The sequence below is a fragment of the Rhodococcus sp. KRD175 genome, from assembly GCF_017168275.1.
Lineage (GTDB): Bacteria > Actinomycetota > Actinomycetes > Mycobacteriales > Mycobacteriaceae > Rhodococcoides > Rhodococcoides fascians.
Genome location: NZ_JABFAQ010000005.1, coordinates 503,074 through 525,135 on the forward strand (window position 1 = coordinate 503,074; position 22,062 = coordinate 525,135).

General features: G+C 65.3%; 23 protein-coding genes. 10 read left to right on the top strand and 13 right to left on the bottom strand.

Going from position 1 to position 22,062, the window contains the following annotated elements:
* Positions 1-2 precede the first annotated feature (2 nt).
* Positions 3-794, top strand: a complete 792-nt coding sequence (locus tag J1M81_RS10495; protein ID WP_283348148.1) for an acyl-[acyl-carrier-protein] thioesterase — start codon at positions 3-5, stop codon at positions 792-794.
* Here J1M81_RS10495 and J1M81_RS10500 read toward each other — a convergent pair.
* The 7 genes from J1M81_RS10500 to J1M81_RS10530 form a co-directional block, all read right to left on the bottom strand.
* Positions 698-2,260, bottom strand: a complete 1,563-nt coding sequence (locus J1M81_RS10500; protein WP_283348147.1) for an AMP-binding protein — start codon at positions 2,258-2,260, stop codon at positions 698-700. The genes J1M81_RS10495 and J1M81_RS10500 overlap by 97 nt on opposite strands.
* The gene (locus J1M81_RS10505; protein ID WP_206498023.1) at positions 2,151-2,798 is read right to left on the bottom strand and encodes an energy-coupling factor transporter transmembrane protein EcfT; all 648 of its coding nucleotides are present in this window, start codon (positions 2,796-2,798) and stop codon (positions 2,151-2,153) included. Before J1M81_RS10505 ends, J1M81_RS10500 begins: the two co-directional genes overlap by 110 nt.
* Positions 2,795-3,475 (bottom strand): energy-coupling factor ABC transporter ATP-binding protein, encoded by a 681-nt coding sequence (locus J1M81_RS10510; RefSeq protein WP_032381305.1) that lies wholly within the window; start codon positions 3,473-3,475, stop codon positions 2,795-2,797. The genes J1M81_RS10505 and J1M81_RS10510 overlap by 4 nt, the downstream gene beginning before the upstream one ends.
* A complete protein-coding gene (locus J1M81_RS10515) occupies positions 3,472-4,593 on the bottom strand; it encodes a thiolase family protein (RefSeq protein ID WP_206498024.1) in 1,122 nt (373 codons plus the stop codon). The genes J1M81_RS10510 and J1M81_RS10515 overlap by 4 nt, the downstream gene beginning before the upstream one ends.
* Positions 4,590-5,753 carry an AMP-binding protein gene (locus J1M81_RS10520; RefSeq protein WP_052061303.1) on the bottom strand — a complete coding sequence of 388 codons (1,164 nt, stop codon included), beginning with the start codon at positions 5,751-5,753 and terminating at the stop codon, positions 4,590-4,592. The genes J1M81_RS10515 and J1M81_RS10520 overlap by 4 nt, the downstream gene beginning before the upstream one ends.
* Positions 5,750-6,301, bottom strand: coding sequence for a biotin transporter BioY (locus J1M81_RS10525; RefSeq protein WP_239535631.1), 552 nt, complete (start codon positions 6,299-6,301; stop codon positions 5,750-5,752). Before J1M81_RS10525 ends, J1M81_RS10520 begins: the two co-directional genes overlap by 4 nt.
* Before the next feature lie 158 nt (positions 6,302-6,459).
* Positions 6,460-8,550 (bottom strand): HNH endonuclease signature motif containing protein, encoded by a 2,091-nt coding sequence (locus J1M81_RS10530; RefSeq protein ID WP_206498025.1) that lies wholly within the window; start codon positions 8,548-8,550, stop codon positions 6,460-6,462.
* A gap of 103 nt (positions 8,551-8,653) precedes the next feature.
* Here J1M81_RS10530 and J1M81_RS10535 point away from each other — a divergent pair, with 103 nt between their 5' ends.
* Positions 8,654-9,166: a GNAT family N-acetyltransferase gene (locus tag J1M81_RS10535; protein ID WP_032399421.1), complete on the top strand. Its 513-nt coding sequence runs from the start codon at positions 8,654-8,656 to the stop codon at positions 9,164-9,166.
* On the opposite strand, the gene J1M81_RS10540 is transcribed toward J1M81_RS10535, so the two are convergent.
* Both J1M81_RS10540 and J1M81_RS10545 read right to left on the bottom strand, forming a co-directional pair.
* A complete protein-coding gene (locus J1M81_RS10540; protein ID WP_052061305.1) occupies positions 9,156-10,103 on the bottom strand; it encodes a CPBP family intramembrane glutamic endopeptidase in 948 nt (315 codons plus the stop codon). The two genes, J1M81_RS10535 and J1M81_RS10540, sit on opposite strands and share 11 nt — an antisense overlap.
* A 191-nt stretch (positions 10,104-10,294) precedes the next feature.
* The gene (locus tag J1M81_RS10545; RefSeq protein ID WP_063216079.1) at positions 10,295-11,500 is read right to left on the bottom strand and encodes an MFS transporter; all 1,206 of its coding nucleotides are present in this window, start codon (positions 11,498-11,500) and stop codon (positions 10,295-10,297) included.
* A gap of 62 nt (positions 11,501-11,562) precedes the next feature.
* Between J1M81_RS10545 and J1M81_RS10550 the strand changes: the two genes are divergently transcribed.
* Together J1M81_RS10550 and J1M81_RS10555 are read left to right on the top strand one after the other, a co-directional pair.
* A complete protein-coding gene (locus J1M81_RS10550; protein WP_063216081.1) occupies positions 11,563-12,105 on the top strand; it encodes a GtrA family protein in 543 nt (180 codons plus the stop codon).
* Positions 12,092-12,625 carry a histidine phosphatase family protein gene (locus J1M81_RS10555; RefSeq protein ID WP_032390682.1) on the top strand — a complete coding sequence of 178 codons (534 nt, stop codon included), beginning with the start codon at positions 12,092-12,094 and terminating at the stop codon, positions 12,623-12,625. Before J1M81_RS10550 ends, J1M81_RS10555 begins: the two co-directional genes overlap by 14 nt.
* 6 nt (positions 12,626-12,631) lie before the next feature.
* Here the strand turns inward: J1M81_RS10555 and J1M81_RS10560 are convergent, their stop codons facing one another.
* Positions 12,632-12,832: a membrane protein gene (locus tag J1M81_RS10560; RefSeq protein WP_027498199.1), complete on the bottom strand. Its 201-nt coding sequence runs from the start codon at positions 12,830-12,832 to the stop codon at positions 12,632-12,634.
* 157 nt (positions 12,833-12,989) lie between these two features.
* Here J1M81_RS10560 and J1M81_RS10565 point away from each other — a divergent pair, with 157 nt between their 5' ends.
* Genes J1M81_RS10565 through J1M81_RS10575 form a run of 3 tightly spaced genes read left to right on the top strand, consistent with a single transcriptional unit; the run spans position 12,990 to position 15,507 of the window.
* Positions 12,990-13,568, top strand: a complete 579-nt coding sequence (locus J1M81_RS10565; RefSeq protein WP_063216083.1) for a hypothetical protein — start codon at positions 12,990-12,992, stop codon at positions 13,566-13,568.
* Positions 13,568-14,854, top strand: coding sequence for a sensor histidine kinase (locus tag J1M81_RS10570; RefSeq protein WP_082832168.1), 1,287 nt, complete (start codon positions 13,568-13,570; stop codon positions 14,852-14,854). Before J1M81_RS10565 ends, J1M81_RS10570 begins: the two co-directional genes overlap by 1 nt.
* Positions 14,851-15,507: a response regulator transcription factor gene (locus J1M81_RS10575; protein WP_032365291.1), complete on the top strand. Its 657-nt coding sequence runs from the start codon at positions 14,851-14,853 to the stop codon at positions 15,505-15,507. The genes J1M81_RS10570 and J1M81_RS10575 overlap by 4 nt, the downstream gene beginning before the upstream one ends.
* 13 nt (positions 15,508-15,520) lie before the next feature.
* On the opposite strand, the gene J1M81_RS10580 is transcribed toward J1M81_RS10575, so the two are convergent.
* Positions 15,521-16,858 carry an NAD(P)/FAD-dependent oxidoreductase gene (locus J1M81_RS10580; RefSeq protein ID WP_063216831.1) on the bottom strand — a complete coding sequence of 446 codons (1,338 nt, stop codon included), beginning with the start codon at positions 16,856-16,858 and terminating at the stop codon, positions 15,521-15,523.
* A 131-nt stretch (positions 16,859-16,989) separates the two neighbouring features.
* Between J1M81_RS10580 and J1M81_RS10585 the strand changes: the two genes are divergently transcribed.
* Positions 16,990-17,907, top strand: a complete 918-nt coding sequence (locus J1M81_RS10585) for a LysR substrate-binding domain-containing protein (protein ID WP_206498026.1) — start codon at positions 16,990-16,992, stop codon at positions 17,905-17,907.
* Here J1M81_RS10585 and J1M81_RS10590 read toward each other — a convergent pair.
* The gene (locus tag J1M81_RS10590; protein ID WP_063216087.1) at positions 17,883-18,881 is read right to left on the bottom strand and encodes an MsnO8 family LLM class oxidoreductase; all 999 of its coding nucleotides are present in this window, start codon (positions 18,879-18,881) and stop codon (positions 17,883-17,885) included. The two genes, J1M81_RS10585 and J1M81_RS10590, sit on opposite strands and share 25 nt — an antisense overlap.
* 64 nt (positions 18,882-18,945) lie before the next feature.
* On the opposite strand from J1M81_RS10590, the gene J1M81_RS10595 reads away from it, so the two are divergent.
* Entirely contained in the window at positions 18,946-19,320 is a 375-nt protein-coding gene (locus tag J1M81_RS10595) for a VOC family protein (RefSeq protein WP_063216088.1), read from the top strand.
* On the opposite strand, the gene J1M81_RS10600 is transcribed toward J1M81_RS10595, so the two are convergent.
* Positions 19,317-20,267 carry an endonuclease/exonuclease/phosphatase family protein gene (locus J1M81_RS10600; RefSeq protein WP_063216090.1) on the bottom strand — a complete coding sequence of 317 codons (951 nt, stop codon included), beginning with the start codon at positions 20,265-20,267 and terminating at the stop codon, positions 19,317-19,319. The two genes, J1M81_RS10595 and J1M81_RS10600, sit on opposite strands and share 4 nt — an antisense overlap.
* 136 nt (positions 20,268-20,403) lie before the next feature.
* Between J1M81_RS10600 and J1M81_RS10605 the strand changes: the two genes are divergently transcribed.
* A complete protein-coding gene (locus J1M81_RS10605) occupies positions 20,404-22,044 on the top strand; it encodes a GMC oxidoreductase (RefSeq protein WP_063216092.1) in 1,641 nt (546 codons plus the stop codon).
* The last annotated feature ends 18 nt before the right edge of the window (positions 22,045-22,062 follow it).

Here is a 22,062-nt window from a genome sequence, read left to right on the forward strand (position 1 = left end):
ACGTGACCAATGCACGCGTGGAACCGGCCGGCTTCGACGACGAACTGGCACCCGAGCCGCCGCCCGGTGAAGGCTTCGAGACGAGCTGGCCAGTACGTACCGGCGACATCGACCCCAACAACCGACTCCGGTTCGACGGTGTCGCGCGCTACCTCCAGGACATCGGCACCGACAATCTCGACGCCACCCCTCTGGGTAAGACCGACCCGATGTGGATCGTGCGACGCACCGTCATCGACGTCTTCGAGCCCATCCACTTTCCCGACCGCGTGCACCTGCGGCGCTGGTGTTCCTCGATGTCGACGCGCTGGTCCAACATGCGGGTGGCGGTGACGACCCCCAAGGGCGGTCGCATCGAGACCGAGGGCTTCTGGATCAACATCAGCAAGGACACCGGCATGCCGACGCGCATCAGCGACGGGGCACTGGAGATGCTGGCCAAGACCACCGATCAGCACCGCTTGCGCTGGAAGGCGTGGCTGACCGAACCGGTACCGTCGCAATCCCAGGACGATATCGAATTCCCCTTGCGCGCAACCGATATCGACCCCTTCAATCACCTCAACAACGCGGCGTACTGGCACGCGGTCGAAGAACTGCTGGTGGACTTGCCGCACCTGGCCGCAGCGCCCCACCGCGCCGTCATCGAATACCTCACGCCGGTACTGGCGAACGAACGCGTGACGCTGCGTCACCGCTACGAGGGCGGAGCGCTGACCGTCTGGTTCGTCGTCACCGGAGCCTCGGGCGAACCGACGGTCCGGACCGTCGCCAAGGTTGCACCCAAGGCCTGACGATCGAGCTTGCCGCGCGGGGTACGCGGCAAACCGTCGACGATCGCGATGACGACGGGCAGACTCGGGTCGGGTAGCAACGAACGCAGGTGCCGCCGTATCTGCGCCACCGTCGGTGAAACATCCTGTGCTACAACCACTCCGGCGACCGGTATCTCCCCTGCTCGGTCATCGGGCAGGCCCAGAACTCCGGCATCGAGAACACCGGGGACCGACAACAGCGCCGCCTCGATCGGGGGCAACTCGACCGTGAGGCCGGCTCGAACGATCGTCTCGCTGCCGCGGCCGAGCAAAGTCAGCCGGCCCTGGTCGACGCTGCCGCGATCACCGACCGTCATCCACCCGTCGACCGGTCCGTCCGTCAGGGTGGTGTGCTCACCCACCCGACTCAGATAGCCGTCGAACAGCATGTCGCTGCGCACGTGCAGCAGTTCTCCCCTGGTCTCCACCTCGACGCCGTCGAACAGCGCCCCCTCGATCTCCGCCCCCTCGATCTCCGCGCCCTCGGACGTTCGACGGTCGTAGGAGACGAAGCTCAGTTCCGACGCGCCGTAGAAGTGCGTCATGGTCGCGTTCGGTAGCACCGTGGCAAGTGCCGACCGACCCGACTGCGGCCATCTCGCCGCAGACGACAGCACCTCGCGGACGCTGGGGTACTGCACGTTCGACCGCGCGATGTCCCAGGCGATCGTCGGTACCGAATACAGGTGTGTCGGAGCATCTTCGAGAGCGGCCGCCGCCGTGCGCAGGTCCACCGTCGCGCCGCGAGTAAGCCCGTGCAACGCACCGTAGAGAAAGTGCGTGTGATCGAGAGTTCCCGATGCAGACACTCTGTCGCCCGGACTGAGATCGAACAGAGAATCGGAACGGTCGAGCGTGGCCGCCCAGGACGCCTGATCACGAACGAACAATTTCGGTGGGCCGGTGGTTCCGGAGGTGATGCCTACGAGCAGTTCGGCGCTGCGTGCCGGCGGATCGACGCGCGCAACACGGTCGCCGGCGAGCTGCTCGGGTGCCAGCACCGCGTCGGCACCCCACCTGTGCAATCGTGCGTGCTGACGCGGATGCGCCACGATGAGCGACGGTGCAGTGACCGACATCGCGTCGACGAATTCGCCGGGTAGCAGATGCCGATGCAGCAGAACGACACTCACGCCGGCATGCATCGCGGCCGCGACGACGATCAGCGAGTCGATGTCCGACGTCGGCAACACCGCGATTCGATGCATCCCGGCCATCGAAGCGGCCGCACGTTCCACCCGACGCCACAGATCCCGGTACGTGATCCGACCGGTCGCGTCGACGATCGCGATGTCCGCCCGATCGCAGTGCTGCGCTATCCGCGCGGTGAGAAGATCACTCGTCATCTGCACCGTCGTCTTCCACACCGTCGTCATCCACACCGTCGTCGTCCACACCGCGCGCAACGAGGGCATCGCCCATCGCATCGGCAGTACGGAGCGCACGCACCAACACCGGTGTGGCCAGGGCCGTCATCGACCACTGCAGGCCGCGGGCCTTTCGGGCCTGCGACACTTCCTGCACGATCGACGCCAACAACGGTATGCAGCGAATGGCAAGGGCGAGAAGCAAACCGATTCGATCCGGGTCGACGCCGAAGCGGCGGACGGGACCGAGGGCTCGGGTGACGGTATCGAGCATGTCGGTGACCCGGGTGGTCAGCGTGACCAATGCGGCCAACGCGACGGAGACGATCAGCACTCCGCAGACCACCACTGCGCGTTGCCAGGTGGTGATGATCACCTGGAACACCCCTATGATCAGCAGCATCCACAGCACCGGACGTAGTTGCGCCAGAGCGACTTTCACAGGGATGCGGGCGACCGCGAACAGTACTGCGACCACCACGGCAACCACACCGACCTCGAGGGGTGTGCGTGCGAAAATCACCGTCGCCAGGATGGCAACGATCAGCGCCAGCAGTTTCGATCCCGGACTCATCCGATGCAGCAACGAATCACCGGGGCGGTAGAGACCGATCATTCGATCAACTCGCGGTAGGCCGGGACCGCGGCAGCCGGGGTGCCGTCGAACGCGATGCGGCCGTCGTCGATGACGATGACGCGCTCGAAGCCGTCCAGCAACGCCAGCTGATGAGTCACGACGATGACCTGCTGGTCCATCGAATTCAAGGCGTCTGCGACGACGCGGCCGTTACGCAGATCGAGCAAGGTCGTCGGCTCGTCCGCGACGATCACCTCCGGCCGCCGGATGAGGACGGCCCCGATGGCCAGCAACTGCTTCTGTCCACCGGACAGCAGGTGAGCAGGGTGGTCGCGGTGCCGATCGAGTCGAAACCGGACGAGCATCTCGTCGACACGCTCGGCCACCTCGGTCTTGCTGAGCCCGGACCTCCGTAGCGAGAACGCGAGATCCTCAGCGACGGTGGGCATGACGATCTGAGAGTCGGGATCGGTGAAGACGAAGCCGACCTTCTTGCGGACCTGCGCGCCCTTCTTGGCCGCGTCGATTCCGTCGACCGTGACCCGGCCGGTATCGGGCTTGATCAACCCGTTGATCATGCGGGCCAGCGTGGATTTTCCCGATCCATTGGACCCGATGATGCCGATACGGCGTTCGTCGAATTCGAGATCGATGCCGCGCAACACCTGCCGCTCGCCGAATGCGTGAGAGATGTTCTCGAAGGCGACCGTACTCATGACACTCTCTCCACCAGCATTGCTATTCCCTGCCCGCCGCCGATAGCGCAGGCAGCCAGCCCCAGCGCAGGGCCTCCGGGCTGCAGCATACGAGAGAGCAACCGCACCAACAATATTGCGCCCGACGCTCCCCACGGATGCCCCATTGCGATGGCACCACCGTCCGGGCAGATGCGGTCCTCGTCGATGCCGAGCTCGTCCGCGACGGCAAGCACGACCGACGCGAAGGCCTCGGTGATCTCGACTGTTTCGATGTCGCTCAGCGCCACCCCGGTGCGGGCGAGCAGTTTGTCGATCGCGGGTACCGGTCCGAGCCCGGGAAGGGCAGGATCGGACCCGGCAACAGCGCTGCCGAGAATGCGCAGCGCCGGCATGCCTGCGGCTCGCTCGAGGCTGGTGACCGCCAGAACGGCTGCGCCGTCGGAGATTCCACACGAATTACCGGCGGTCACGGTCCCGTCTGTGCTGAACGTGGGGCGCAGCCTGCCCAGGCGCTGCGTCGTCATGTTGGGCCGAATGCGCTCGTCGGTAGCCATGTTGTTCACAGCCACGATTTCCGCGGAGAAGTCGTACGCTGCCGCTCGGGCGAAAGACCGTGCGGCATAGGCATCCTGGCGTTCGCGACCGATCCCACGACGACGCGCGAGATTATCCGCCGCAACACCCATGTCCGGGTCGTCGAAACCGTCGGGCGCGAACGGCGCTCGGGTGTAGCGGACCGGCTCCGCGTCGCCGACGGGCGGCCAGAACCGCCACGGGCTGGTACTTGCAGATTCGACTCCCCCGGCCAGAATCATCGTCTCGTCGCCGCTCCGGATGCGCGACGCGGCCTGGGCCAACGCATCCAACCCGGATCCACACTGCCGATCGACGGTGACCCCGGGGACGGCGAACCCGAGCCCGGCACCCAACGCCGCCACTCGGGCGACGTCACCGCCCGGGCCGAGGCAGTTGCCGAGAATCACGTCGTCGATCGGAACACCGAGCGGAGCGATCTCTGCAGCAACAGCTTTCAGAACCGGTACCGCCAAGTGAGGTGCCGGGACATCGGCGAACCCGTGCCCTGCAATGCCGATCGCGGTCCGTTTACCCGCGACAACAACGGGTGTGGGCGTCATGCCAGTGCCCCTCTTGATGCGAGTGCCCCGCGTGCAATTTTTCCGCTGGCGGTGCGGGGCAACTGCTGTACCACCGTCCACCGCCTCGGTAGTGCCTCTTTGGTCATGATTGCTCGGGCATCGGCGCGCACCACGTCCAGATCGCGTGAACCGTCGAGTTCGATGACGGCAGAGACTGTTTCGCCGAGAACGGAGTGCGGAGTGCCGATCGCCGCGGCGGCGAGGACGCCGTCGATCGAGACCAGAATTCGCTCGACGTCCTCGGCGATCACGGTGGTGCCGCCGACGTTGATCGCCGCATCTCCGCGCCCGTGGACGACGAGTTCCCGGCCACGCACGTCGGCCAGGTCGCCGACGGCGAACCAATCACGTGCACTCGAGGCGGCGTAGGGGGACCGCACGAACAGGTATCCGTCGTCGGTGCGCACCTCGACGTCGCGAAGCAGTACCAATGACGGCTGCTCACCCACCACCCTCGCTGCGATCAAGGACAACTCGGCGGCCCCATAATATTCGACCAGTCTCACGCTGTCCGGAACAGACTGAGCTGCAACGGAGTCCAGCATCGTTCCAGCAACGACCGCAATCCGAAGGTGCGGCATCCGCGGAGCGACGTCCCGCAACACAGCGGGGACCGCATGTACCACCGTGGCCTGCGCCTGATCGTCGGTGACACAGGCACCGAGCCACAGCGCATGCAAGGCCGCGAACAGATGCATCGTGGCGTGCAGGGGTCCGGTGATCGCTACCGAATCGGTGGGACGGATGCCGGTGATGTCGGTGAACTCGGCGAAGCTGTCGACCCACGACGCCGCGGTTCGCGCGAGCGGCTTGGGCCTGCCGGTGGAACCGGAGGTCGCAACAAGCAGGAAGGCGTCGGGATCGGGGTCGCCGCTGCGTTCGGGCCTGGCGGCCGGGTCCTCGACTCGCACCGCGCACCCCTGCCGAGCCGCCGCGACAACACAGACCAACGCGTCCGGCAGATCCAGTGCTGACGCGTCGTGTGATTGGGCGTCGTGAGATTGGGCGTCGTGAGATTGGGCGTGTGCCGGGAGGTGAGGCCACTGCTCGACGGCGGCGTCGAGTTCGGCGTAGGTGAGACTGCGACCGCGCCAGACGATGGCGGTGTCCTGGTCTCGACCTCCCAGCGAAAAAGTCACCTCTTGATCAGTCCCGGGTAAGCGCGGTGCACGCTCTTGGCGACGACCGTGGCGACGACGACCTTCGCGATGTCGCCGGGCAGGAACGGTCCGTTGGTGGTGATCGCGGCCCAGAGCCCGACGTCGGTGCGGAGCAGCAATCCGATGGTGCCGAAGATGTAGATGACGAGGATTCCGCCGACGGCGTTGATCAGCAATCCGAGCACGATCGAGTACTTCGGCAGGATGCGGGCGGTGAGCCAACCGATGATCAGCGCTGCGGGAATCCAGCCGATCAGGTATCCGACGGTGGGGCCGGCCATCGCCGCGAGGCCGGTGCGTCCGCCCGCCAACAGCGGCAGGCCGATCATTGTCAGGGCGAGGAACACGAGTACTGCGGCCGTGCCCTTGCGTGGTCCCAGAACTGCGCCGGCCAGGATGATGCCGAGGGTCTGCAGGGTGATCGGGACTCCGGAGAAGCCCACCGTGATCGATCCCGGTAGTCCGAGCGCGGCGATGAGCGCCGCGAACACCGCGATCTGCGCCATGTCGCGGGCGGAGACGTTCATTCGACCGACCTTACGGCTCGGCGGGCGAGTACTGCTGTCGATACCTGACACGGTGGCTCCTCGAGGAAGGGGCGATCACCTGCCCCAGATACTTGAACGGCGTTCAAGGTAGCAGGTGCGTGGCCCTGACCACCTATCGGGCACCGGCCGTGCCGGCGTCAGAAGGGCGCGGGATCGTATCGACTCCAGTCCTGTCGTATGCGTGCGTGTACAACGCGGCAATGTTCGAGATAGGCCCGCCTCTTCTCTGCGAGCCTCTTCCTTGCCGAGTCCGTCGAGGCAGCACGGAAGTCCGCGAGCGTCGGGGGTGCGGATCCGCTGTAGTCGAGTTCCCATCGGGTGGGTTCGGACAGGGACGTCTCCTTCCCTGAAGACCGCTTCCGACGTCGGCTGCGACCCGCGTGCGATCCGATCGAGAAGTCCGGCAACGTGATCGAGCGCAACCCGAGCGAGTTCGACCACAGGATTACCCCTCCGGCCATCATCGCCGCCGACCACGTTTTCGAGGTCTTCGCCTGATGATGGAACACGCACACCGGTTGAAGATTGGTCACGATGGTCCAACCTCCCCGCCGCGGATCGTCTTGGTCGAACGGCACCAGATGATCGATCTGGCACCGCGCCGACGGCACGTCGCAACGGGGGAACGTGCACGTGCGATACGCCGCCCGAACGGCAGCAGCGACGCGGGCACTGGGTCGATAGGTCACCGCAGCCTGAGATGGACTGCGCTCCCCGCCATGGCCGTCGGGAAAAATGCCCCGAGCTTGCTCGGGCTTCTCGGCAATCCATGCGAGCCACCGCGCGACCAGCCCATCGCGGACAGACTCCTCCCCCAGCACAGGGGCTGCGGGTGAATTCGCGCAGTCACCTGCCCCGCGTATCGACGGAAGCTCGCCGGCAGCGCGCACGCGCCCGATGCCCACCACTCGACGTAGCAACAAACCGGTCGACAACCGCAAGCCTGGGTCCTGACCGCTGCCCGGGTCTCGACCGCTGTACTTACCGCGGTGCGAGTATCCACCGCTGTCCGGTTCTTCTCTGCGACGGTCGTCCTGGTCGCCGGTGCCTGGACCCGCATCGTCGTCAGGACCGGCATCGCCGTCGGGACCGCCATCGCCGTCAGGGCCGCAATTGCCATCAGGATTCACGTCGTTCGGGTCACCGCCATCCGGCCCTCTGCCAGACGGTCCTCCACCTTTCGGGTTACCGCCCTCAGGGCCGTCGTCGCCCTCGTCGTCGTCGCCGCACTCACCGCCCTCAGGGCCGTCGTCGCCCTCGCCCTCGCCGTCGTCGTCGTCGTCGGAACTGTTTCCCTCGGGTTTGAGCATGTCGACCAACTCGGTCAGCATGGCCTGCCATTTCGCGTCGGTGGCGACGATGCGCGCCACCTCCGGATCGATGGGCGTCCCGTCCGCCAAGGACGCGGGATCCGAGGACAGTCCCAGCAGCGTCTCCACCGCCACCACGATCTGAAGGAGATGCCCGCGCCGAGCAGGGAGATCATCGGTGCCACCCGCAACCGGGCAGTCGTCACCCAGATCGCACTGACAGGCCAGCGAATGTTCGCCGTGTAGCAACGCCATCAGTCCCGCCGCCCGCAGCATCCCCGTCGACCGCGGATCGTCCTTGCAGACAGTCCCCACAATCTCGACGATGAGCGCATCCGCTTCGGCCGCCTCGAGATGCGTGATTTTTGCGATGAGCGACGAAATACCGCCGGGACCGGTGCGGTCGATCCGCACTCCGACTTCCTCCGACTTCGCGGTCTCGCGAGCCTGCGCAGCGCCGTCCGGATCGGCCCTCATCCACAACCGCCAGATTCGATTCCGCAAGGCCTGCGGACGCATTCGGCCCCCTGCGGCGCAGACCTCGTATTCGATTGTCGAGATGGTCTCGTCACTGGCGCGATGCAACACCGAGGTGATGGTGACCACCGTCGACCAGTCGAAGCTGCCGGTCACGAAACGCAAGGCCGTCAACGGCATTCGATGTAAACGCTCCGCAACGTCGTGCATCACCCCCGCATCACGACGCGTACCGGTCATCGTCACGGCCAAGTCGCACAACGCGCCGCGGACGGTCTCGCCGGGATCTCCGTCAGCGGCTTCGGCGGCCTCGAGACGCATCTCGAGTACGTCGCAGTATGCGAGCAAAGTCGCTGCCCGCGCGAGGTTTTCCTGAACACGGCTGAGCGCGATGACATCGAGAAACCCCGCAATACAGTCATCGACCGACGGCGTCTCCACCGCTCCCCACCCCCCCGGTATCGAACATGTATTCGATAGTACGAGAGGGGTCCGACAAGAAAATTCGATTCGGTCACCGAGTTCAGGCCGGTATAACGACACCATGCGCAGCTACTCGATTCGTGACATCCGGCCCGGCGACGAGCAGCAGATCGGTACAGCACACGTTGCGATCTGGAAGGCAACGTATGCGGGAATGATCAACGGTGCGAAGTTGGATGCGATGAGGCCCGCGCACCGCATCGAACGGTGGCAGCAAATCATCGCCCATCGCGACGAGTCGTCGGCGCGTGGAGTTCGCACCCGATGTGCAGTCGACGTTGGCGACTCACGCATTGTCGGCTTCGCGACCGGAGGACCCCCGCGCGACGAAAATCCGCCTGCACACAGGGAATTGTGGTCGTTGAACGTTCTGCCCGAACACCACGGCACCGGAATTGCACTGGCGTTGATGAACGACGCACTAGGTGAGGACACTCCCGCTGCGTATCTGTGGGTGGCCGCGGCCAACGAGCGCGCGATCGCCTTCTATCGCAAGAACGGGTTCGAGCTGGACGGCGAAGCCCGCTTCGACCCGACGTGGGAATGCCACGAGGCGCGCATGGTCAGGGTTTGACGGGTGGTTCGTTTCTGGATCGGTCGGGGTTCACGTTCTCGGGATTCAGCACGACGTCGGTCACCACAGGCGTCGTGTCGACAGCCCGATCGTTGGAACGTACAGCCACCGTGTTCGGCAGAAACGCATCGAGGGCGCGGGGCGTGATCCACCACAGCAGGGCCGCGAACAGGATCAAAATGTTGATCCACTGCAGCACCGTCGCCGAATTGTCGGACGGAATCACCCGGTCGAAGACCTGGATGTTCATCACAAAGCCATGAATGAGGATCAGCACCCACAATCGCCGATAGCGGTAATACACCCACACCGCCGCCGCGCCCCATATGGCTGCCCACAGGAATCCGCCGCCGCCGAAATACAGGTACAGGAAGCCCCGCAACGTTGCCGACAACCCCATGATCGCCCAGATCGGCATCCTGCCCACCAACAGCAGAACCGGCAGAGCCACCAGAATCGGCTCCTCCCTCAGACCGACAGCGAGCGCGGAAACGACTGCAAGCCAATCCGATTCGACAGACGCAGGGATAGAGAACCCGAACCGGACGATATTCAGTCGCGACAATACGAGCACTATCGCCGACGCCGCGCCGATCGCAGCACACCAAGTCAACGCAGCCTCGCGCGCGGAGCCATGCCGCAGAGGCAGCACCGCCGGCAAAGTCCGTCGCCGCGCGAGATGCACCGCGCCGATCGCGATCGCCCCCACAACGACCTGCAGTGCGCCGACCGCGAGATCGGTCCACTGATCGTGCATCGTGAGGATCGGTGCCGGCGCATGCGGCTCACGAAAACGCCACAGCGCACCCACCAAGCCGATGGAATACACGACGACCCACCCGACCACCAGAGCGAGCGCCAGAGCAGCCGTACCGGTGACAGACAGCGCCCGCCTGCGTGATTCGTCACGGAGACCCGAGTCGGCATCGGTCGCCATCAAGTCACCACCATTCACTCATCGCCGCATACTGCCCTGCGTCTCGCTATTGCCAACGGGCCTCTCACACCACCGAGACCGTAAACTCCGGACTTGTCTATCACGCACGAGGCCAGAATTCAGTACCGCGCACTCACGGTGACGTATCCCGAGCAACTCACTGCCGACGAGGTACGTCGGTTGTTGCGCACTTATCTGGAGCCGCAGTCCTGAGCCGAGTCCACGGGAAATTTGCGGCCGTAGAGCCACCCGATCACCGCGACGACGGCGCCCGCGGCAGCGATCGCGGCCAATACCGACCCGAAGCCCGATGCCTCGACGACCCGCCCGACCACCAACGGTGCCAGCAGAAATCCGGCACGCGAGATAAGCGACACGGTCGAGATCGCCGCAGCCGACGAGACGCCGGGAAGCCGTCCGGCCAGGCTGAACACGATGGGAAACAGCGGACTCGAACCCAGGCCGGCGACCGCGAATGCAGCGATGACCAGTACAGGCACGTCGACGGCGAGCACCGACAGCCCCGCGATGCCCGCAAATGCGACCGCAACCAGCGCTGCGCCACCCGTCAGTACCGACGACGGTCCGAACCGATCGACGATCCGGTCACCCACCAGGCGTCCCACCAACATGGCCACCGAGAACGCGACGAACGCCAGACCGGCAGCGCCAGGACCGGCACCCTGCTCGGCCGTCATGTACACCGCGCTCCAGGACTGCGGGAAATCCTCCATCAGGCCGGCCAGCAGAACCACCGCGCCGAGCATGGCCAGCGCCGCAATCGGCCGGCCGACGGCCGGCTGAGGAGTTGGGCCGTCGGCGGACTCGTCCGGCCGTGTGTCCGGACCCAGCAGACCCCGGCCGACCGCCGCGAGCGCAAGAACCAGCACCACTGCCACGAAGGCGAAGTGCACCACGACCGGAAGGCGAGCACCCGCGGCCGCAGAACCCGTCACTCCGCCCACCACCGCCCCGACGCTCCACGCGGCATGAAAGCCACTGAGCAGAGACCGACCGGCCCGCTCCTCGACGAGAACTCCCTGGGCGTTCATGGAAATGTCCATCACCGCGTCGGCCCCGCCGAGCAGGACCAGAGCTGCCAGCAGCGTCCACCACGACACCGCCACAGCGGGGAGCACGAACGCACCGCACAACAACAGTCCCGACGCGAGAACAGCCCACCGACTGCCGAATCGGTGAACCAGCACGGCGGCAACGGGTGCTGCGGCAAGCCCGCCGACACCGACCCCGGCGAGGGCGAGACCCAGCGTGGCAACATCGATGGACAACGAGTTCTGGATCTCGGGAATGCGGGGTGCCCAGTTGGCGAACACCGCGCCGTTGACGAAGAAGACGATCAGAACGGACAAGCGAGCACTGGTTTTCGGGCGGCCCATAGTGCCGCGAGCCTATCGTTGATGGGACTACCCAACCCGTTACTCGAGGTAACGTCGATGGGATGCATGTGTCCGACCGCCTCACCGACCACGTTCCCGAGCGTTGGCTCGCGCCCCTCGTCAGGCACGCCGAGGCGCTGAAGTTCCTGATCGTCGGAGCAATTACCTTCGTCGTCACCGTCGTGCTGTTCTTCGGCTTGAAGTGGACGATCCTGCAGGACAAGCCGGTGACAGCCAACGTTCTGGCTGTGCTGATCGCGACGATCGTGTCGTACGTTCTCAACCGGGAATGGTCGTTCACTGCCCGCGGCGGACGAGGTCGCCATCACGAAGCAGCGCTGTTCTTCGCCGTCGCCGGGACCGGTCTGGCCATCAACCAATTGCCGCTCTGGGTCTCGAGTTACGTGCTGGATCTGCGCGCTCCCAACGTGTCTTTCATCACCGAGAACATCGCGGACTTCGTCAGCGGATCCATCGTCGGCACCCTGCTCGCCACCGCCTTCCGGTGGTGGGCAATGCGGAAGTTCGTTTTCCCCGAGCCGGTGAACGTCGTTCCCGACGAGGTTGCCCTGACCGTTTACGGTGGACGGCATGGCGACCACTAGGACCCTCGTGCTGATGCGGCACGGAAAATCCGGCTACCCCGACGGCGTGCCCGACCACGAGCGGCCACTGGCTCCACGCGGCCAACGGGAAGCAGGACTGGCGGGAGCCTGGATCACCGAGCACGTCGGCTCCGTCGACGCCGTGTTGTGCTCGACGGCTCTGCGGACTCGCGAGACCTTGGCCGCCACCGGCCTCGGCGACGCACCCACCCGCTTCGAGCGAGACATCTACGGTGGTTCGGCCGACGAAATCATCGACGAGATCAAACTGGCGGACACCTACTTCGACGACGTGACCGTCTCGACACTGTTGGTCGTCGGGCACGAGCCCGGAATTCCGTGGACGGCACTCGAACTGGCCGTCGACGACGACACCGACGTGGCCCGCGAAGTGCGACACCGCTTTCCCACCTCGGCGATCGCTGTGCTGACCACCGAATGCAGCTGGGCCGAGCTGGCAGCAAGTACCGCCACGATCACCGAATTCTGCATCCCCCGCGCCGATTCCGACGGCGCGTAGACCCGACTAACGGTTCCGGAGATACAGGTAACCGGCACCGCCTGCGGCGATCAGAAGAATCAGCGCGGCGGGAAACCCGAGAAGCCACCACACCACCGCGAGCACCACCAATGCAGGTGCGGCGGCAATCAATGCAATACCGGGATTCTCGCGAACCGTTTCCAGCGCGGACTGTGCATGGACTCTGTCGATCTTCTTGCCTGCCATCGTCGACTCCCTTTTCGTGTCCCGTATGCGTAATTTCCACAGTAGCGCGGCCTACTACGACTTTCGGTGGACTGCCGCGTCGTACGTCGGTAGGAATCACCAGCTACGACGCCTCGGCGGGATACCGCATCAGAGTCGACTCGCGTGAGATCGGCCCATGGACAATCCAATTCTGCTCACCATCGCCGTCTGCGAAGTCGGTTTCTGGGTACTGGTCCTCGGCGGCCTGTGCTTGCGCTACCTGGCTAGGATGCGGCGAGCCAGCACCGTCGTGCTGGCTCTGCTTCCGGTCCTCGATCTCGTCCTCGTCGCTGCCGTCGCCGTCGACTTGCATCGCGGTGGGGAGGTCGAGTTCGCTCACCGTCTCGCCGGTATCTACCTCGGTTGGACCCTGGTGTTCGCACACTCCACTGTGGCCTGGCTGGACGTGCGCTTCGCCCACCGGTTTGCGGGAGGACCGGCACCGTCCACGCCAGCCAAGACCGGACCGCAGGCCTACCGCAACGAGATCCGAGGATTCGTGAAATGGCTGTGCGCTGCCGCAATAGCACTGGCTATCACCTACGTGCTGGCGGCCACCGTGGCAGACTCGGAGCAGGCAGCAGCGTTGAAAACAGTGGTGCAACCGCTCGGCGTCATCACGTTCTTCTGGTTCGTCACCGGACCGCTGTGGGTGCTGGGAACCAAGAGCCCTGGGCGCTCGAAAGATACTGCAGGAGAACGGAGTCGACGCTGATGATGGGCAGGTCCCGGATACCGAACACGTTCCGCCCTTCCTGGCGGCCGCGTAATCCGGTGGTTCTGCCCGTCGAGATGCTGCTGGCCACCGTCGTCTACGCCACATTCCAACTCTCGACGGGCATGGTCGGCGACACCAGAGACGAACTCGTCGAGAGCCCGGCCCTGATCACGGTAAGTGTCGTCGCAGTACTGGCGATGACAGCGGCGACCTGCGTCCGCCGGACCTACCCTGTCTTCTCGTACTCGGCTGTGGTCGCGATCAGCGTGGCACTCATCCTCGTATTACCCGAGCGCACTTTGGGTTTCACTCCCCTGTACTGGTTCGCCATCGCCGCGTTGGCAATTCGCGTGAGCGGCCCTCGACTCTTCGTTCCCCTCGGCGCAGGATTGATACTGGAGATCCTGGTCAGCGTCGATACACGCCTGTCCTTTCCCGACGCCGCAGCCGGACCTGGCGGTGCCGTCGGAGTGGTGGCCGAACAGATCGCCAACCTGGCCATCAACTACACGGTGCTCATCGCGCTGGGTAAATACATCGCACGTGGCCGGGCCCAGGAACTGGAGAGCGAGGCGGCACTGGGGCGGGCCGAATCGGCGCACCGGGAACGCCTGGAGTCAGCTCTGGACAACGAGCGGCGCACCATGGCGCGCGAATTGCACGACGTCGCAGCCCATCACCTCACCGGTATGCTCATCCAGGCCAAGGCTTCGAAGACTCTCATCACGAGCGACCCCGAGCAGGCACGCGAACTGCTCACCGGCGCAATCGGACACGGTCAACGCACCCTCGACAGTCTCCGCCAAATTGTCGGCATCCTGCGCCCGACCGACAATGACGGCGGCGCACCACAGCCCATGATCTCCGATATCACCGACCTCGTCGAACAGTCTCGAATGTCGTTCGCCTCCATCGACTTCGAGGTCACCGGCGACGCAGCCCGCATGGACAGCGCGGTGCAGTTGACGTGCTTTCGCATCGTGCAGGAGTCACTGTCCAATGCTCGACGCCACGCGCCCGGTTGCACCGCGCGGGTCCAGGTCAGCACTGGAGCCTCGAATGTCGAGGTGACCGTTTCCAACACGATTGCCTCCCCCACCTCCGGTCATGACGATTCCTCGGGTCAGGGATTCGGCATTCCCGGGATGCGAGAGCGAACAGCCCTGTTCGGCGGGACGCTGGAGGCCGGGCCGAACGAGCTCGCCGACGGCAGAGGCTGGGTGGTGCGCGCGCAACTACCGGTCGACGGCAAGATCTCGCGTCCCGACGGGGTAACGGCATGATCAGAGTACTGATCGTCGATGATCAACCCGTGGTTCGGCAGGGATTCGAGCTGTTCCTGGCCGGCAACTCCACCATCGAGGTCGTCGGACACGCCTCGTCGGGACGTCATGCCGTTCAACAGGTCTCGGCGCTGCAGCCCGACGTCGTACTGATGGACATTCGGATGCCGAACGGCGACGGACTCACCGCGACACGGGAAATCCTGGCGCGATTCGACGATGTTCGCGTCATCGTCGTCACCACCTTCGATCTCGACGAGTACGTGTTCGCCGCACTCGACAGCGGTGCATCCGGATTTCTGCTCAAAGACGCAGATCCGGACGAGCTCATCGACGCCGTGACGACCGTCGCCGCCGGCGGAGCGGCCCTGTCGCCGCGCGTCACCCCGCGGTTGATGGCGGAGTTCGCGCGACGCGGGGCACCACAGCGATCGGCGAGAAGCACTGCCCCACAACACGACCTGAGTCTCCGGGAGATGGAGGTGGTGCAATTGCTCGCGACAGGGCTGGGCAACAGCGAGATCGCCCGATCACTGCGACTCGAGCAGAGTACGGTCAAGACCCACATCGGCAACATCTGCCGCAAACTCGAGGTCAGCACCCGAGTGCACGTGGTGATCTGGGCCTACCGCAACGGTCTGGTGAGCAGCTAGCCCTATCCGAATCCTAGGCCGCCGAACGTTCCTCGTTGTCCGCTGTCTCGTCGTCCGATGTCTCGTCGGCTAGTTCGAGCATCGACCCGGATTTGTCGGTGTACTGGAAGTGCGGTCGCTTGTCGCCGATGTACGACGTCATCCACGACACCACTGCAACGTAACGATTGCGGAAGCCCACCAGGTACATCAGGTGCACCGCGAGCCACATCAACCAAGCGATCGGTCCGGACATGTCGACCTTGCCGAACAGTCGAGCCACCGCACTGAATCGGCCCACGATCGACATGCTGCCCTTGTCGACATACTTGAACGGCGTTCCTGCGTCGACCTTCCCGATGATCGTCTTGGCTACGTGGCGGCCCTGCTGCATCGCGACCGGCGACTGTCCCGGCAGCTTGTGCAGCGAGGTCACGTCGCCGATCGCGTAGATGTCCTTCGCGGTACCGACGGTGAGGTCGTCGTGCACGAGCAACCGACCGGCCCGATCGGTCTCGCACCCGGTGCGATCGGCGATCGTCGCCGCCAGCTCACTGGCCTGAACGCCGGCCGACCAGATCACGGTCTTGGCCGGGTAGGTGCGCGAGGTCTTCGAGTCGACGTCCTGCACAGTCACGACGTCGTCGGCGATATCGGTCACCATGGCGCCGGTGACGACGTCGACGCCCGACTTCTCCAGCTTGGTGCGGGCATAGGCACTGAGCTTGCCGCCGAAAGCGGGGAGTACTTCTTTCACACCGTCGACGAGGGTGACCGTGACGTCGTCGGGTCCGATATCGGGGAACGAGCCGGCGAAGTACCGGTGCGCGAGATCCCTGATCTGGCCGGCCAGTTCGACGCCGGTCGCGCCTGCACCGACGACCACGAAGCTGAGCAGTTCCTTGCGTACGTCGAGATCGGTGGTCTGGTGCGCCTTTTCGTAGCAGCTCAGAATCTGCTCACGCAGGGCGATTGCGTCGTCGACTGTCTTGAGCGCGAAGGTGCGGTCCTTGAACTCGTCGCGGCCGAAGTAGGCCTGAGTGGCTCCGGTGGCGACGATCAGGCGACCGAAACCGATGGTGTGGCGTTCGCCGCCACCGACGTAGGTGACCTGATGGCTTTCGGGATCGACGTCGACCACTCGGCCCAGACGCACGTCGGCGGAGTCGTACTGCGCGAGAATGCGCCGGATCGGCGGGGCGATCTCGCCCGTCGAGATCATCCCGGTTGCTGCCTGGTAGAGGAGCGGCTGGAACAGGTGCTCGGTGGTGCTGGAGATCAGAGAGAACGTCACACCGGCCTTGCCCAGAGCCTTGGCCGCGGCCAACGCTCCGAATCCCGAACCCACGATGACGACGTCGTACGTTTTCACAGCACTTCCCTTTCCGAGCACACATTTCTTGTAGATCGCAGAACTACCTCCATGAAACTCCGCCGTTCCTGCGCTATCAACGCGAAAGTTGAAATAGCATCCATGAGCAGAACTCATGAATGGAGGTCGCCGTGGAGCTGCGGCAACTGAAGTACTTCCTCGCGGTCGGGGAAGAACTCAACTTCTCCCGTGCCGCCGAGCGGTGCTACGTCTCGCAATCGGCGATCAGTCTGCAGATCTCCAAGCTCGAACGCGAGATCGGTGAGCCGCTGTTCGAGCGCACCTCACGCACAGTCCGATTGACCGTCGTCGGAGCACAATTGGTGTCCATCGCCCGCCACATGGTGGAGCTCGAACAGGCAGCGTTGGCGCTGACGACCAGGCGTCGAAACCAACTCCGCCTCACCGGAAACATGACGTTCGCCGCGAACGCCATCTCGGCAATCGTCGCGGTACGCGAACGCCATCCCGACGCCGAGATCGACTTCGTCCTCAAACAATTCGCAGAACAGATCGAAGCGGTGACGTCGGGTGACTGCCAGGTGGCACTGATCCGCGGCAGCGTCGAACGCTCCGGTCTGCACGTCACCGAACTGTGGACCGAGGACCTCGTCGTCGTCCTCGCAGAGGGCCATCCCCTGGCCGGGGAACCCAACCCGAGCCTGAGCCAACTCGCCGAATACCCACTGCTGCTACCCAAACGAAGCGAGCAGATCCTGTTGCACCGCGTCATCGAACGCGAGATGAAACGCAGTGGGCTTCCACTGACCTTCGGCCCGCCGGTGGCGTCCGATCACACCGCGAGCGCCGAACTGCTCAACCACCCGCAATGCTGGTCGATCCTCTACGCCAGCACGGCCGAGAGCACACCCAAAACCGGCCTCGTCTTTCGCACCGAGGCCGACCGTCGGCTGCGACTACCCGTCTCGGCAGTGGTCGACGCGACCGTGCCGGCCACCGACATTCAACGCGATCTGGTTGCCGCGCTGGCCGATACGGCACCGGCCCAGCCCACAGCTCCGGTTCAAGAAACAGCGGCGGAGAGCTGAGCGAAAGCGGCGTCCGCGGCGAACAGTTCGGCCCGGTCGAACGTCGACGTGGAGGCCATGACCTCGTCCGCTCCGGTGCGCTGGATCAGCTCGTCGAGCCGGGGCCGGACCTGCTCGGCCGTGCCGAGGATGGTTGCATCCAAAGAGGATTCGATCCGATCTCGGGTTCGCGGCGTCCACCGCGATTCGTCGATCGACGATGCGGGTTCGAGCGACGGAAATTCGCCCTCGCGCCGCGATCGCGCCATCGCCCATGCCTCCGGGAGTGCGAGACGGCGCGCGTCTGCTGTGTACGCGGCGATCGTCACATCGAGCGAGACGATCACGTACGGCTCCGACAGTTGCGAACTCGGCCGAAAGTGCTTGCGATACAGCGCCAATGGGTCGTCCCCGCGCAATACAGGACCACCGACGACCACCGGCAGCCCGGCGCGGGCGGCGACCTCGAGACCGGCACCGGTCGCGAGCACGAACATCGGCGGCGGCGCGGCTGCCGGCCGCGCGGTCACAGGACCGGACCCGTCGAGATACGACCGCAGTTCGGCGATGTCGGCCTCGAAAGTATCGGGAGCGTCGCGGTCTCGACGCAGCGCGGCGCGCACCGGCTCGGTGAACCCGAGCGACCGCCCGACGCCCAGGTCTACCCGACCCGGAAACAGCGACTCCAGCATCAGAAACTGCTCGGCCACGATCAGCGGTTGATGGTTCGGCAGCATCACCCCGCCGGATCCGACGCGAATGCGCGAGGTCTGCGACGCCACCGCCGCTGCGAGAACCGCAGGCGCGCCCGAAGCGATGCCGGGTACCGCATGATGCTCGGCCACCCAGAACCGGTGCAGCCCGAGCTTTTCGGCGTGCACGCCGCGTTCGACGGTGTGACGGAGCGCTGCGGCGTCGTCGACGCCTGCCCTCGTGCGGGATCGGTCGAGCAGTGAGAAGAACACATCAGCTGCAACCGGCGATGCGTCGGGCATATTTCTCGGAACGACCAGTTCATCGCGGACCGAATATGTCCGCAATGGGGCTCATCATTGCTTCATGACTCTCACCATGAAGATCGAACTCATCACCGTCCCTGTCACCGACGTCGACCGCGCCAAGGAGTTCTACACCTCGATCGGGTTCGATGCCGACCACGACGCACGCCCATGGGAAGGCATTCGGTACGTCCAACTCACTCCCCCGGGATCGGCGTGCTCCATCGCCATCGGCGAGGGCATCACCGACGCCGAACCCGGTGCCGGCGCAGGCATTCTGATGGTCGTCGACAGTGCCCAGGAGGCCTACGACCACCTCACCGCTTTGGGCCTGACCGTCGAGGAGCCGAAGGACGAGGGCTGGGGAACATTCGTGTACTTCGCGGACCCCGACGGCAACAAGTGGTCGCTGCAGCAGTTGCCGGCCCAGCCCTAGCTCGGAAAGCCCTGGTTCGGTAAGAAAGCCAATCGCGCCAGGATGCCGCGGTGGTCGGAGCCGGGGACGGTCACGGCCTCGACCGACCGAACTCCCATGTCTGCCACCAGAACATGGTCGATGGCAATGACCGGCGGGTGCCAGGTGTGCGCCGGATACGTCCTGAGCATGCCGGCTCCCGTGGCCACCGCGGCGTCGACGAATCGGCCGTCCTGCAGGTCGCGGTAGCGCCGGTGGTCCTGCGTGGCGTTGAAGTCCCCGGCCACCACGACGGGTCCGTCGTCGGCGGGGATCTTGGCCAGCAGCTGCCGAAGCAGCCCGAGCTCACGGACCCATTCGGACGGCTCCCGCGGCCACGGCGGAACAGGATGCACCGCGAACACCAGCGGCCGACCCGGCATCTGTACCCGAGCCGACAGCAGTTCCGTCACGAAGCCGTCGTGCCGCTGCTCGTCGGCGAGTGGGAATCGGCTGTAGATGCCGGTTCCGTTCCCTCCGGGTCCAGCGCTGACGTGGGCGTGCGGTAACAGCTCGGACAGCCTGGGTCGAAGACTCGCATCTGCCTCGGGCGTCAGCTCGACGAGAGTGAGCACGTCCGGCCGATGGTGTTCGACGAGCGCGATCAACGCATCCGGATCAGCCTGGCCCAGCCAGATGTTGGCGTGCAACACCGTCAGGTCCGACTCGCTCGGCCTCCGGGCGACGCGGCGGTAGCGGAGCCGGAACTGGGTCGCGACCGCCGCGGCAGAGACCGCCGATCCTGCCGCCAGCCCCCACCCACCGAAGGCCACACCTGCCAACACAGTTCCGGGCACAGCCGCGAGCATGAGGACATGTGCCAAAGCCGCAGCGACCGCCATCGGCTGCCTACGTCCGTCGAACAGGTGCGCGACGACCCCCGTGACCGCTACGACGAGCAGTAATACAGCCACCGATGCCGACACCATGAGCGGAGTCTGGCAGGCAAACCTGAGGCCGAGCTGGGAGCCGTCCCGAAATACGACCGGACCGTTGGCTTTCTTGTCGCAAACACGACAGAATCGGGAGCGCTGTCCGCGAGGTGTCCGAGGGGGAAGTACTGCCGTGAATAGAAGGCAACTGTTGCGGTTGGCCGCTGCCGGAATGCTCGGCGCCGCTGCAGCCCCGGTCCTGAGTTCGACCGGACTGCCCGGATCCTCCGTCGCCGGCGCTCTGCCGATCGGAGCAGACCGAATCCGGTCGTTGGTACCCGAACTGTTCGCCGACCCTCCCCGGCCACCGGACCACTCGCCCGTCATCGTCATCGGTTCCGGCTTCGGAGCCAGCGCCGCCGCCCTACGCATGGCCCAGGCCGGCACCGCGGTGACCGTTCTCGAGCGCGGACTGCGCTGGCCGCGCGACCCCTGGCGCGAAATCTTCACGGCGGACATGACGGCCGACGGCCGCGGACTGTGGCAGCAGACCTCGTTCACCAACATCACCGGTCTCCCTGTCGGACCGGTCGACCTCTTCGGCGGCGTCCTCGACACCACCCGCTACGAGAACCTCTCGGTCTGGCGCGGCGCAGCCGTCGGCGGCGGCTCCGTGGTCTACACCGGCGTCACCATCGCACCGAACAAGAAATTCTTCGACCTCTCGTTCGGCGGACGCCTGAACTACGACGAGATGGCAGCCACCTGGTATCCCAAGGCCCGTTCCATGCTCCGGCCGTCGGCGATGCCCGAGGACGTCTACAACAGCCCCAACTTCGCTCACTCACGAACCTGGGACGATCACGCCCGCCGTGCAGGCTTCCGCCCCGAAGCAGTCGACGGCAACTGGAACTGGAACGTCGTGCGCGACGAGATCGCCGGCCGCTCCCGGCCGTCCGCGACCGTCGGGGAAAGCACTTTCGGTAACTCCAACGGTGCCAAGCACGACCTGACCCAGAACTACATCCCCCAAGCCGAAGCCACCGGTAACGCAACGGTGTGCCACAGCCACCGCGTCGCAGCGATCGGCAGCGAATCCGGCGGCCGCTATCGCGTCGACATCGAACGCCTCGACCCGTTCGGCAACATCGTCGAGACCCGGACACTCACGTGCAACACCCTCGTCCTCGGGGCCGGATCCATCGGTACCACCGAACTGTTGATGCGTGCACGCACCACCGGCGCATTGTCGAACCTCAACGAATTCGTCGGCACCGGCTGGGGCACCAACGGCGACGCCTCGATGACGAGATCCCTCGGACCGATGTCTGCCGGCCCTCAGGCTGCACCCTGCGCATCCCGCATCGTCGACGACTCCGGACTGCCCCTGACCGTCGAGAACTGGTACACCCCAGGCGTTCCCGTGAACATGGGCTTCCTCGGCTCACTCGGTATGACCATCGACCCGTTGCGCGGAAACTTCGGATTCGATTCCGCCGCAAACAGATTGACCCTCAACTGGCCCAAGGGTGGCAGCCGCGACACCGTCGAAGCCCTACGCGCCGTGCAGAATCGAATGGCGCAGGCCGGCGGCACCATCGTCGCCGCCGAACCGTTCACCCGCGATGTCGACGACACCTTCACCGCGCACCCCCTGGGCGGCGCAGTACTCGGCGACGCCACCGACGATTACGGTCGCGTCAAGGGCCACCCCGGGCTCTACGTCGTCGACGGTGCCCTGATCCCGGGCAGCACCGGTGCCGCCAACCCATCACTGACCATCACCGCACTCGCCGAACGCAACGTCGCACAGATCATCGCCGACGGGCGCTGAGCCGTCTTTCCAGAGGTT